Source organism: Cryobacterium aureum (assembly GCF_002954245.1).
GTDB classification, from domain to species: Bacteria; Actinomycetota; Actinomycetes; order Actinomycetales; family Microbacteriaceae; genus Cryobacterium; species Cryobacterium aureum.
In genome coordinates, this window is the sequence record NZ_PPTG01000003.1 from 36,005 (window position 1) to 47,571 (window position 11,567).

Below are 11,567 nucleotides of genomic sequence, written 5' to 3' on the forward strand. Positions count from 1 at the left end.
GAAGCGCTCCCTTAGAACTGCACGCGAGGCGGCTCCGCAACGCTCGCGAAATCGGCCACCTCGAAGAATTCGCGTTCGGTGAAACCAAGGTTGACGGCGAACAAGTGGTTCGGAAACACCTTGATCTTGGTGTTCATCTCACGCACGCCACCGTTGTAGAACCGACGCGCGGCCTGGATCTTGTCTTCGGTGTCGACGATCGCGCCCTGCAACTGGAGGTAGTTCTGGCTGGCCTGCAACTGCGGGTACGCCTCGGCGACGGCGAAGATGCTCTTCAGCGCGGTCTGCATGTGGTTCTCCGCAGCGGATGCGTCGGCCGGGCCTTGGGCAGACAGCGTCTCGGCCCGTGCTTTGGTCACGTTCTCAAACACACTCTTTTCGTGCGCCGCGTAACCCTTGACCGTTTCGATCAGGTTGGGCAGCAGGTCGGCACGACGCTTGAGCATTACCGTTATGTCGCTCCAGGCTTCGTCAACGCGCACGTTGAGCGTTACGAGGGAGTTGTAGGTCGACCACAGGTAGATACCCACGATGGCAACGAGTGCGACAACGATCAAAACCGGGATGAGCCATTCCATGGCAGCGTCTCCTTGCAAATTGGCACGATGTGTACGTTGGCACGGAGACATGAACTGGCCAAACGACCCCCCGTGCGTACTTCCTCATACTATCCGCGACCCCGGAGGCTCCCACCCGCTTCCCATGACACTCCAAGCAAGCTCAGGGCGCGCAGGGATCCCGCGCTGTCGGGCGTTTGGAAGTCGTGCTCTTGGCGCTTTTTCATCGTTCGCTGTCGCTTCGGCCACTGTTCTCTTCGAACAAGATCCGCTTCGATAGAAGACATGAGTCAGAAACACCGCGAGCGGCAAGCCCTAATTGTGATCGACGTGCAGGAAGGATTCGAGGACACCACGTTCTGGGGCATGTCATCTAACCCCGACTGTGAACAAAACATTGCTGTTCTTCTTAGCGAGTGGAAAACCCACGATCTGCCCATAATCGTCGTGCGCCACGACTCTCAGTCGCCAACTTCACCGCTTCATCCAGACCAACCTGGGAACCGACTCATGTCCTTTGTCTCTGAAACAGTTCCCGACCTCCTCGTCACTAAGCACGTCAACTCCGCTTTCTACGGAGATCCCGGGCTCCATGAATGGTTACAGAAACAGGACATCAATCGCTTGGTTATCTGCGGCATCCAGACAAACATGTGTGTCGAAACCACTGCTCGAATGGCGGGGAATCTGGGCTACGACGTCACCGTTGCACTCGACGCGACGAGAACTTTCGACTTGGCAACCACTATTCCGGGTCTGGGAACGATTACTCATACTGCCGATGAACTCATGAAAGTGACTGCATTGAATCTGCAGGCTGGAGGCTTCGCGCGTATTTCCGCCACCAAGGAGATCACGGCGACGATGAGCTGAATGCTCGACGAGCGTCAGGTTCGGGCGACCGCGAGTCTGCGGTACCGAATCCGGCACGCTGGCTGCGTTCCGGTGTGCCCTCAAGTTCTTGGAACACCGTTATCTGCAGACCAGCCGGTGCGTCGAGCCTCGAGTTAAGGGACTTCCACGGCGTCTCGCGCGGCTCTGCGATGACGGTGGCCCCTGTTGCCTCCAATCGGGTCGTGACCCCACGCACGTCAGATACCTCGAATGCGAGCCGAATACCGGGGCCTTGTCGCTCGCCGGTTTCGACCTCGTCGATCATGCGCTTCTGGGCCGGGTTTGAAATTTCCAGGGTCGCTCGACCGGCGTCCAGAATCGAAACACGGGCGTTACCCTCTCCCTCGAACGCGGCCTGTTCGGGCAGTCCGAGGGCGTCACGGTAGAACGCAATGGCGGCATCGAAATCGTTGGCTTCGACGATGACGCGGAGCTGAAGTACCGCAGCTGGATCGTTCGCGTGTGTGTTCATGATCGCTACAGTAAGACCTGACATCAATGTGAGGGGCAAGCTTTCGATGCGAATTGGCGAACTCGCTGCACTGACCGGAGCAAGCGCGAGGTCACTTCGATACTACGAAGAGCAGCATTTACTCTCGTCGTATCGCACCAGAAGCAGCCAGCGGGTGTACGCCGATGAGGCCGAGGAGCGTGTCCGTCTAATTCAGCGGCTGTATCGGGCCGGCCTGTGCAGTTCGACGATCGCAGATCTACTGCCCTGCATGACGAACCCCGCTGCACGAACGCCGCTGCTGCGCGAGCGGCTCATCGGTGAGCAAGCCAGAATCTCGGCACAAGTCGAGTCTTTACAAGAAACGCTGATCTCGCTGAACCGTATCGTGGACGATCTCGGCGATCCACACGGAGTCTGAGCCAGGTCACGGAGCACAATAGGCGACCGAGTGCTCAGACTTCCACTGCATAGTTCAGCAGCAGTTCGTCGGCGGGCACTCCGCGAATTCCCCAGTTCGCACGCGGCGTCTCGGTAATCGTGATTTCCAGATCGTTCGGCGTGACGCCGATATCCGCGACATTGCTGATGAGTTGGCGGATGAAGTCCTTCTTCGTGGCCGCCGAGCGGCCCTCGAAGATGCTGACCTCCACGATGGTGTAATCAATCGACCGATCCGACGGCGTGATGAACTGCTCGGGATCCAGTGGGATGAACCGGTGGAATCGCTTCTCCGATGGCAGCTGGAGCGCAGACACCGCCGCCGCGTGGATCGCATCGGACAGCGCGGTGATGCGGGGGGCAAGCGCGGCCTTGTGACCGTAGACAATAATTTGAGCCATGTGTGAGTTTCGCAGGTCGCCCAATGCGCATCGTTCGCGCCCAACCGAACCGCCCATTGTGGACTTGACAGAGCGGGTGCGGCGGCGGAGAGTTCGGTCATGGTGAACAAGTCCGCCCCCGCGGTCGACGTGATCGATCTGCATGTGCGGCGCGGCAAGCATCCGGTACTGCATGGGTTGTCGGTGAGCATTCCCCGCGGAGTTGTGGTGGGGCTGCTCGGTCCGAGTGGATGCGGTAAAACCACGCTCCTCCGAACAATCGTCGGCGTGCAGGTGGTGCAGTCCGGCACCGTGACGGTGCTGGGCGTCGAGGCCGGATCGGCGTCGCTTCGCCACCGGGTGGGTTACGTGACGCAGGATGCCAGCGTGTACGACGATTTGACCGTGCGGCAGAACCTGCAGTATTTTCGTGCCGTGCTGGGGGCTCCGCGCAGTGATGTCGACCGGGTGCTGGCCCTGACGGACCTTATCTCCCAGGCTGGCCAGCTGGTCGGGTCGTTGTCCGGCGGGCAGCGCAGCCGGGTGTCGCTGGCCGGCGCTCTGCTCGGCTCCCCCGACCTGCTCGTGCTCGACGAACCGACTGTGGGCCTCGACCCGCTGCTGCGAGTCGAACTGTGGACCTTGTTTCACCAGCTCGCCGCCGCGGGAACGAGCCTGCTCGTCTCCAGTCACGTGATGGATGAAGCCAACCGCTGCGACCGGCTGCTGCTCATGCGGGACGGTGAGATTCTGGCCGACGACACCCCCGCGGGGTTGCTGGCTTCGACCGGCACCGAGGATACCGAGGGGGCGTTTTTGGCGCTGATCGCGCGGCATCCGTCTGTCGACACCAGCGACGGGATCGCCTCATGAACCCGCAACGCACGCTCGCGACCGCCGGTCGGGTACTCAGCCAGGTGCGGCACGACCCGCGCACGATCGTGCTGCTGCTCGTGGTGCCGAGCCTGCTGATCGGACTGCTGGCCTGGATCTTCTCGGACACCCCCGTATTCGCCACGATCGGGCCCGGCATGATCGCGCTGTTTCCGTTCATCGTGATGTTTCTCGTGACCAGCATCACCACTCTGCGGGAGCGCCGCACCGGCACGCTCGAGCGCCTGCTGTCGATGCCGCTCGGCAAGGGCGACCTCATTCTGGGCTATACGCTCGCGTTCGGGCTGCTCGCGGTGGCGCAATCGGCCGTCGCCGTGGGGTTCGCAGTCTGGGTGTGCGGGCTTACGATCAGCGGATCGATCTGGCTGCTGCTCGCCGTCGCCGTAGCGGATGCGATACTCGGCACGACCCTCGGGCTGCTCGCGAGCGCGTTCGCCCGAACGGAATTTCAGGTGGTGCAGTTCATGCCGGCGCTGGTGTTTCCGCAGATTCTGCTCGGCGGCATTTTTCTGCCGCGCGACCAACTGCCCGATCTGCTGCGGATCATCAGCGACTGGTTGCCGCTTTCCCACGCGATCGATGCACTGCAGGCGGTCGCGACCGACTCGAAGGATGCCGCCTATGTGGGCGGGGAACTGCTCATCATCGGCGCCTGGATCGTGGGAGCGGTCGTGCTCGGCTCGGTGACGCTACGGCGGCGCACCCCGTAGCCGAGCGCCGGTACGCTATGCCGGTAAATTTGCGACACGCCGAGATTTCCTGTGCAGATGCGCGGCGTGTCGCGAAATTTACCGGCATTAGCTACCAGGGGTCACGTTAGCGCCGGCTCATGCTAGCGGTTGGCCAGGGCGTGCTGCAGCCAGCGGTAGCTCAGCTTGGGGGTGCGGGTGCGGCGGTCGTCGGCGAAATCGACGTGCACGAGGCCGGTGGGCTCGGTGTAGCCGGCGTTCCACTCGAAGGCGTCGAGCAGGGACCAGAAGGTGATGCCGCGGAGATCGATGGCGGCGGCCGGGGCTCCGGGCGCGGTCGCGTCGAGGGCTGCCGTGAGGTGCTCGGCCAGGTAGTCGATGCGAGCGGGGTCGTGCACCTGGTGCCGGGCATCCGCTTGGTCGGAGAAGGCGCCGCCAGCCAGCGAGAGGTACACCGGCGGCAGGTCTGGGTAGCGCGCGATGAGTTCGGTCAGTGTCACGGCGACATATTCGGCAGCATTGACGACGCCGGCCGGGGTGATCGGGTGTTCGCGAAACGGCTCGAGGTGGAACGGCCAGGATGTGACCGGGATCGGCCGACCGTCGGGGGCCTTCAGCACCGTCGGGCCGGCGGCAACACGGGCGGGCTCGGTGTAGCTCAGTCCGTAGAAGTCGAGCGGCTGGTGGATCGTGCGGAGGTCGGCCGGGTCGGCCTCGAGCAGGGTGCGCAGTTCGACCGCGAACGGTTCGAGCGGGGCGGGATAATGCCCGAGCAGTACGGGGTCGGCGAACAGGCGGTTCGCCAGCAGGTCGTAGAGATCGGCATAGGAACGGTCCTGGTCGCGGTCGGTGGCGGACTGCACGGGGGTGTGCGAGTTGACCAGACCGATGCGACCGCGCACGTCGGCGGCGCGCAGGGCCTGCACGGCGAGTCCGTGCGCGAGCAGCTGGTTGTGCGCGGTCGGCAACGCGTCGAACAGCAGCGTGCGACCGGGCGCATGGGTGCCGAGCGCGTAACCCTTCGTGGTGACCGTGGCCGGCTCGAAGAGGGTCACCCAGGCGTCGATGCGGTCGCCGAACGCCTCCCCCACCGCGTGGGCGTAGTCGGCGAAGCGGCCGGCGGTGTCGCGGTTCAGCCAGCCGCCGCGCAGGGTGGTAGGCAGATCCCAGTGCGAGAGAGTAGCGGTCGAACGGATGCCGTCGGCCAGCAACGCGTCAAGCAAACGATCGTAGAACGCCAGTCCGTTGCGGTTCAGTGCGCCACGGCCCTCCGGCTGCAGCCGGGTCCAGCCGAAGGAGAACGCGTAGGAATCGACGCCGAGGTCGCGCAGCAAAGCGGTGTCTTCCTCGTAGTTCTTGACGTGGTCGGCCGAGACGGAGGCGTTCGAGCCGTCGCGGATGCGACCGGGTACCTGGCTGAAGGAGTCCCAGACGCTGTCACCGCGCCCGCCGTCGCGGGCGGCGCCCTCGATCTGAAAGGCGGAGCTGGCCACGGCCACCTCGAAGCCGGTGGGCAGTCGATCACCGAACTCACCGGCGCGGTGTTCCCAGTCCCGGGCGGCGATGGCGCGATTGGCTGGTGCTACCGGGGTGCGGGGAGTGGGATTCATGGCGGCGAGACTCATTTCGGCGTGCGGCGCGGGGCATCCGCTTCTCTTGAGGGTGTCACGTTTGTGACCAACTGACGGTAGGTTTTGGGGTCCGCGAAGAATTCCCCTGGTTTGTTACTCTTTTCGCAGGCGCGGGAGGTTGACTTTGCCGCCGACTACCCCTCAAATTGGGGCAGGGGGTGAATTGTGTCCGAATCGGCTCATACCGCAGTCTGGAGCGCGTCAGCGCGCCCGCGACACTCCCGTAGCGTGGCGGCGATCTGCACCCTGTTGCTCGGCTGCGCCATTGCACTCGCCGCTCCCGTGCTGTCGAGCGCCCAGGCCGAAGAAACAGCGGCGCCCACCGTCGTGCAGCCGGACTCGACCCCAGCGGCCACCGAAGAACCCGCCCCGAACGCGACCATCGCACCCGATCGGCCGCAAATCGCGAGCCCGGATGACGGTCAATTCATTGGCAGTAATCGCACAACCGTGTCAGGGTCGAAAGCGGCCGGCCAACAAATTCAGCTCCTGTCGCCGCGCGGCGGGGATCCCCTCTGTATCTTCCCGAGTGACGCAGCGCTGGAAGACGACACATCCACGGCCTGGAGTTGCAAGAACCTCTACCTGCAGAACGGTCCGACCATCACCCTCCGGGTCGTGGTCACCGGCAATTCGACCCTGAGCGACGAGATCTCCGTTGCCGTGCTCGGCGCCCCCACCGTGCTCGGCGGGCTGACCGGGTCGCAATCCAACGGCTGGGTGCGCGGAACCGGTCACCCCCAGGCCATCGTGACGGCGACCCTGCCAAACGGTGATACCTGCAACAGCACCGCCGACAGCTCAGGGGCCTGGGCTTGCCTGTTCTCGGGCCTCGGAAATGGCAGCCTGAACGTGACGGCGAGTCAAACGTCATCCTTTAGCGAACCGTCCTCGTCGAATTCGAGCACGCCGGTCACGATCGTGTTCGATGTCACCGTACCTGAGGCCCCGGTCGTGACGTCTCCGAGCGCCGGCGCGCAGGTCTCCGTCGCCGGCGCCCAGTACAGCGGAACCGGAGAGACCGGCGCCACGGTGACGGTGTTCGCCGGCGCCTACTCGGTCTGCTCCGCACCGGTGACCGGCGGAACCTGGACCTGCTCGGCCAGCGGAGTGGCTGCCGGGTCGTACTCGGTCATCGCGGTGCAGAAGGACAACGCCGGCAACGTCGGCCCGGGCTCGACGCCCGCATCGGTCAGCTACGTGGCTGAAAGCACGCCGACGCCGTCTGAGTCCGCCTCGGTAGTACCACCGGTCACGCCCACTCCGAGCCCGAGCGCGGCGGCCTCGCCGTCACCGGACGGTGCCGCGGCCGTACCCGGCGCTCCGGTCGAGCCGTCGCCGAGCCCGGGGCCGGGCACCACCGCGCCAGACCCGCAAACGGCGGAGCCGGAGAACGAGGGGGCTGCGGCATCCGCTTTTCCCGGTCAGTGGAATGACCCGACCCGGTTTGCCGCGACTATCGGCCCGACCGGCACCGGCTCGCCGTTTCCGTGGTTGCAGGCCGGCCTGCTCGCACTGGGGGCGCTGCTGTTGATCGCGGTTCCATTGCGGCTGCTCGCCGGCACCATCTCCCGCTCTCGCGACGGCCGACCGCTTAGGGCACTCCCCTCACTGGCGGGACGCAACCGGGTGCGCGAGGAATTCGAGGTCGCTCCCACCGTGCAGCTCAACCGGTGGCTGCGTGGCGGGGCGGCTCTCCTGGCGGCCGCGACGTTCGTCATGCTGTCCGGTCCGATCGTCGACCAACCGGCCTATCTGCGCCTGCTCGTCGCCGTGATCATCGGGCTGGTACTGGTCAATGCGGTGGCCGTTCTGGTTCCGCTGTGGTGGAGTTCGCGCGTGCTGCGGCTGCGCGGAACTGTCACCTTTCTGCCGCGTTATCTGCTGCTCATCGCGGCGGCCGCGATCGCATCCCGGGTGTTCGACGTGCACCCCGCCCTGCTGTTCGGCCTGCTCGGCAGCGTCACCCTCACCGCCACAACGGATACTGCAGGCCAGACCGGCGCGCACCCCACGACAGCGCGCCCCACGACAGCGCAGCGCGGCCAGCTCGCCGCAGTGCGCGTAGGCGCGCTGGCGATCGTCGCCGTTCTCGCCTGGTCGCTCAGCTCGGTGTTGCCCGCTGCCAGTGATTTCGTCACGTCACTCGCTGCGGAGACGGGGAACACGATCGTGCTCGCCGCCATCGGCTCGGCGGTACTGATTCTGGTGCCGATTGGCCACACCAGCGGTCGTCGCATCCTGGCATGGTCGCCGCCGCTCTGGACCGGCCTGACCGTCGTCGCGTACGGAATCCTGTTCGCGGCACTGTCACCGATGGTGGAACAGCTGCAGAGCGCGGGCACCGGCATGGCGCTGTGGATCACGGCGGCAACCTTCGCCGCGGTGTGCGCGAGCGCTTGGGCCTGGCAGCGGTTCATCACGCCCGCTCAGCGCTAGCCCGCTGGAGACGGTATCGTACACATGTGCGCCTAGGAGTTCTCGACGTCGGTTCGAATACCGTCCACCTGTTGGTTGTCGACGCGCACGAAGGTGCTCCGCCGGTGCCGATGGCCGCAGATAAGAGCGTGCTGCGTCTCATGCGCTACATCACGCCAGACGGCGCGATCAATGACGAGGGTGTCGCGGCCGTTCTCACCTCCGTGCAACACGCAGCGGATGTTGCCCAGCAGCACAACATCGACGAGCTGCTGCCATTCGCGACGTCGGCTCTGCGCGACGCGACCAACGGCCCCGAACTGCTCGACCGGGTCGAGCGGGAAACCGGTGTCACCCTGCAGGTGTTATCGGGCGAAGACGAAGCCCGGCTGACCTTTCTGGCTGTGCGGCGCTGGTACGGCTGGTCGGCCGGCAATATCCTGCTCTTCGATATTGGCGGCGGGTCACTGGAAATCGCCGCTGGCGGAGCTGAGTTTCCCGAGGTCGCCCTGTCGCTCCCGCTCGGTGCCGGACGCAGCACGATCGGGTTTCTGCACCACGACCCTCCGCTGCCGGAGGAGGTGTCTGCGTTGCGTAAGCACGCGGCATCCGTTCTGCGCGATGCGGTTGACGCGTTCGCGCACCTTCCGGCCCCACACCACATTGTCGGGTCGTCCAAGGCGATCCGTTCGCTGGCCCGCCTGGCCGGCACCACCTCGGATGGCGTTGGTGCCGCCGACCGGCTGCGCCTGGGGCGTGCCGAGCTCGATGACTGGGTGCCGCGGCTCGCGCGCATCCCCGCCGAAGCCCGCCCCGCGCTGCCCGGAATCACCGCCGACCGTACCTTTCAGATCGTGGCCGGGGGCATCGTGCTGGGCGCAGCGATGGCCGCATTCGGGGCTGCCGAACTCGAGGTGTCGCCGTGGGCACTGCGCGAGGGCGTCATTCTGCGCTACCTCGACCGGCTGCGCTAAACGGTACTAGCATTCCACCGACCTAAGGAGAACACTGATGCGAAGACTGACCGCCGGCCTGTTCATGTCCCTCGACGGTGTCGTCGAGTCGCCCAACCTCTGGCAATTCGACAGCTTCGATGAAGAGCTGGGCGAGGAAATGACCGCGATGATGAACCGCGTCGACACCGTGCTGCTCGGCCGGGTCGGCTACGAACAGTGGGCCAGCTACTGGCCGAGCGCCGAGCATGACGACCCGTTTGGCGCCTTCATCAATCCGGTTCCGAAGTTCGTCGCCTCTCGCACGCTGACCGGCGACCTGGCGTGGCAGAATTCGACGCTGATCACCGGTGACCTCGAAGAGTTCGTGACTGACCTGAAGAACACGGCGGGCGGGGAGATTTCGCTGGTCGGCGGAATTTCGCTCGTACGACAGCTGCTCTTTGCCGGCCTGGTCGACTCGCTCACCGTAATGACGCACCCCGTCGTGGCAGGCGTTGGCCGTCACCTGTTCGAGCCGACCGACCCGGTGACTCGACTGACGCTGCAGAAATCGTTGATGACGAGCAAGGGCAACGCTCTGCTGACCTACGGCCTGCGCACCGACTGACTCGGAAGGATCAGGACCATCAATCCCACACCAGTTGACCCGCCCGAGCTTTTTCAGAGCCCCGCCTTTGCACACGGCATGATCGCGCCCGCGGGGCCGACGCTCTATGTTGGCGGGCAAAACGGCACTGATCGCAGCGGCGCGCTGCTCGATGGGTTCGGAGCGCAAACCGAGCAGGCTTTGCGCAACGTACTCGCTGTTCTGACCGAAGCAGGAACCGGACCGGAGTACGTGGTCAAGCTGACGATCTACCTCGCGGCCGGCATCGACCCCGGTGAAGCGTACGCCGCCACTGCCACGGTCTGGGGAAACCGTCGCACCGCGGTCACGGTACTCGCGGTCACCCCGGCCCGCGCGGGCGCTCTCGTCGAAATCGAAGCCGTAGCTGCGTTCCCCGAGCAAGGACTCGGCGTCGGGTCGTAATTGCCAGGCGGGCTTCGACTAACGAGTAAGTCTGCGGGTCGCCCCATCCGTTGGTCGAGCCCGTCGACCCCCTTTGACCTCCGCGAGCGAGCCTGCGCAACCCGCCCATGTCCGGTGGTGGAACCCATCGAAACCGCCATCGATCCACACGCTCAGGTCTCGAAATCTCGACATTAAGGCTCGAATACAGCTTCCAATAATTGAGCCCATGTATCGGAGAATCCCTCGACTTTATAGGGTGAGCTTGGTATACTTGTTCTATGAGCCAGAGCGGCGACACCCCCCCAGCAGCAGGGCGTGAGTGCTCGTTTTCTGGCAATGCTGCCCGATAGCGAGTTCACGCGCTGGGCGTTCTCCGATCAGGACCGAGCCTGGATTGATGCCTTCCAGGAGGAATGCCGCACGGTTTGGGAGGCCGAAGAAGCAGCCGATGCACGATCGGCCGCCGCGCAACGTTCCCCATTCGCTGACGGTCCAGCCGTCCCGACCGGCCTCGACCTGACCCAGGTATTCGCCGCCGTTCCGCCCGAGCATCTGTTCGACGAGGACTTGCGTGAGGAGATCCTCTACGCCGACTACATCGCAGCCAATTACCTCCCCGCGGATTTCATACCCACCGACTGCGCCACTGACTGCGCCACTGACGAGCTCCATCCTGACCGTGCCGCCGCCGCCCCTGCGGCTGATCTGACCCCGTTCCAGCGGCATCAGGCGCAGTTCGTTGACCGGGTGCTTTACTTCGAGAAGGTCATCTCGTGGGCGCAGGCGAGCAAGGCGGAGGTTCTTACCGAGGCGTGGGACTACACGACTAACACCGCCGAAACCGGCCGGCCCCTGGCTGGGCCGGGCCATGCGCATGACTGGGACGCGACCTTCGCCGCGCAGCAGGGCCTCGTGGCCGAGATGGCGTGTGCGCTGCGCATCCCGGGCGGTACCGCGTCCGGGCTCCTGCAGGAGAGCCGGCAACTGGTGGTCGAGCGGCCCGATACTCTCACCGCGCTCCGCGCCGGAGACATTTCCCTCCGCCATGCGCGCCGGGTGATCGAGCAGCTCGGTTCCGTGCCGCAGCCCGCCCGCGCTGAACTGGAGGCGGTGTTGCTGCCGCACGCCAAACGCCTCACCGCGACGCAGTTCGACGGCAAGGCCCGCAAGCTCCGGGAACGGTTCCACCCTGACAGCATCACCGTGCGCCGCAGCCGGTGCCTGTCCGATCGCCGGGTGCTGTT

General features: G+C 65.0%; 13 protein-coding genes. 9 read left to right on the forward strand and 4 right to left on the reverse strand.

Translation table 11 applies throughout. The annotated features are described in order from the left end of the window. Window positions 1-11 precede the first annotated feature (11 nt). Window positions 12-578: a LemA family protein gene (locus CJ028_RS02100; protein WP_105033633.1), complete on the reverse strand. Its 567-nt coding sequence runs from the start codon at window positions 576-578 to the stop codon at window positions 12-14. Window positions 579-842: 264 nt separating this feature from the next. Between CJ028_RS02100 and CJ028_RS02105 the strand changes: the two genes are divergently transcribed. Then, the gene (locus CJ028_RS02105; RefSeq protein ID WP_105033634.1) at window positions 843-1,430 is read left to right on the forward strand and encodes a cysteine hydrolase family protein; all 588 of its coding nucleotides are present in this window, start codon (window positions 843-845) and stop codon (window positions 1,428-1,430) included. Here the strand turns inward: CJ028_RS02105 and CJ028_RS02110 are convergent. After that, window positions 1,411-1,923: a VOC family protein gene (locus CJ028_RS02110; protein WP_105033635.1), complete on the reverse strand. Its 513-nt coding sequence runs from the start codon at window positions 1,921-1,923 to the stop codon at window positions 1,411-1,413. The genes CJ028_RS02105 and CJ028_RS02110 overlap by 20 nt on opposite strands. On the opposite strand from CJ028_RS02110, the gene CJ028_RS02115 reads away from it, so the two are divergent. Then, window positions 1,922-2,323: a MerR family transcriptional regulator gene (locus tag CJ028_RS02115; protein ID WP_240607034.1), complete on the forward strand. Its 402-nt coding sequence runs from the start codon at window positions 1,922-1,924 to the stop codon at window positions 2,321-2,323. The two genes, CJ028_RS02110 and CJ028_RS02115, sit on opposite strands and share 2 nt — an antisense overlap. 34 nt (window positions 2,324-2,357) lie before the next feature. Here CJ028_RS02115 and CJ028_RS02120 read toward each other — a convergent pair whose 3' ends face one another. Continuing rightward, window positions 2,358-2,768 carry a tautomerase family protein gene (locus CJ028_RS02120; RefSeq protein ID WP_205683917.1) on the reverse strand — a complete coding sequence of 137 codons (411 nt, stop codon included), beginning with the start codon at window positions 2,766-2,768 and terminating at the stop codon, window positions 2,358-2,360. A 75-nt stretch (window positions 2,769-2,843) separates the two neighbouring features. Here CJ028_RS02120 and CJ028_RS02125 point away from each other — a divergent pair, with 75 nt between their 5' ends. Together CJ028_RS02125 and CJ028_RS02130 are read left to right on the forward strand one after the other, a co-directional pair. After that, complete coding sequence (locus tag CJ028_RS02125; protein WP_105033637.1) at window positions 2,844-3,596, forward strand: ABC transporter ATP-binding protein; 753 nt, start codon at window positions 2,844-2,846, stop codon at window positions 3,594-3,596. Next, complete coding sequence (locus CJ028_RS02130; protein WP_105033638.1) at window positions 3,593-4,327, forward strand: ABC transporter permease; 735 nt, start codon at window positions 3,593-3,595, stop codon at window positions 4,325-4,327. Before CJ028_RS02125 ends, CJ028_RS02130 begins: the two co-directional genes overlap by 4 nt. A 122-nt stretch (window positions 4,328-4,449) precedes the next feature. On the opposite strand, the gene CJ028_RS02135 is transcribed toward CJ028_RS02130, so the two are convergent. Beyond that, on the reverse strand, window positions 4,450-5,916 hold the full coding sequence (locus CJ028_RS02135) for a glycoside hydrolase family 1 protein (RefSeq protein ID WP_105033651.1): 1,467 nt from the start codon (window positions 5,914-5,916) through the stop codon (window positions 4,450-4,452). Window positions 5,917-6,165: 249 nt separating this feature from the next. Between CJ028_RS02135 and CJ028_RS02140 the strand changes: the two genes are divergently transcribed. The 5 genes from CJ028_RS02140 to CJ028_RS02160 all read left to right on the forward strand — a co-directional run. Further along, complete coding sequence (locus tag CJ028_RS02140; RefSeq protein ID WP_105033639.1) at window positions 6,166-8,376, forward strand: hypothetical protein; 2,211 nt, start codon at window positions 6,166-6,168, stop codon at window positions 8,374-8,376. A 26-nt stretch (window positions 8,377-8,402) separates the two neighbouring features. Then, window positions 8,403-9,329, forward strand: coding sequence for a Ppx/GppA phosphatase family protein (locus CJ028_RS02145; RefSeq protein WP_105033640.1), 927 nt, complete (start codon window positions 8,403-8,405; stop codon window positions 9,327-9,329). A gap of 37 nt (window positions 9,330-9,366) precedes the next feature. Next, entirely contained in the window at window positions 9,367-9,918 is a 552-nt protein-coding gene (locus tag CJ028_RS02150; protein ID WP_105033641.1) for a dihydrofolate reductase family protein, read from the forward strand. A 78-nt stretch (window positions 9,919-9,996) separates the two neighbouring features. Further along, a complete protein-coding gene (locus tag CJ028_RS02155; RefSeq protein ID WP_105033642.1) occupies window positions 9,997-10,341 on the forward strand; it encodes a RidA family protein in 345 nt (114 codons plus the stop codon). 297 nt (window positions 10,342-10,638) lie between these two features. Next, on the forward strand, window positions 10,639-11,567 hold a 929-nt coding region (locus tag CJ028_RS02160; RefSeq protein ID WP_148666431.1), incomplete at its 3' end, for a DUF222 domain-containing protein.

Excerpts from the sequence above, each read along its gene's own strand:
- CJ028_RS02135 (WP_105033651.1), bottom strand. The coding sequence starts at position 5,916 with ATGAATCCCACTCCCCGCACCCCGGTAGCACCAGCCAATCGCGCCATC.
- CJ028_RS02110 (WP_105033635.1), bottom strand. The coding sequence starts at position 1,923 with ATGAACACACACGCGAACGATCCAGCTGCGGTACTTCAGCTCCGCGTC.
- CJ028_RS02105 (WP_105033634.1), top strand. The coding sequence starts at position 843 with ATGAGTCAGAAACACCGCGAGCGGCAAGCCCTAATTGTGATCGACGTG.
- CJ028_RS02115 (WP_240607034.1), top strand. The coding sequence starts at position 1,922 with ATGATCGCTACAGTAAGACCTGACATCAATGTGAGGGGCAAGCTTTCG.
- CJ028_RS02155 (WP_105033642.1), top strand. The coding sequence starts at position 9,997 with ATGATCGCGCCCGCGGGGCCGACGCTCTATGTTGGCGGGCAAAACGGC.
- CJ028_RS02150 (WP_105033641.1), top strand. The coding sequence starts at position 9,367 with ATGCGAAGACTGACCGCCGGCCTGTTCATGTCCCTCGACGGTGTCGTC.
- CJ028_RS02100 (WP_105033633.1), bottom strand. The coding sequence starts at position 578 with ATGGAATGGCTCATCCCGGTTTTGATCGTTGTCGCACTCGTTGCCATC.
- CJ028_RS02130 (WP_105033638.1), top strand. The coding sequence starts at position 3,593 with ATGAACCCGCAACGCACGCTCGCGACCGCCGGTCGGGTACTCAGCCAG.
- CJ028_RS02125 (WP_105033637.1), top strand. The coding sequence starts at position 2,844 with ATGGTGAACAAGTCCGCCCCCGCGGTCGACGTGATCGATCTGCATGTG.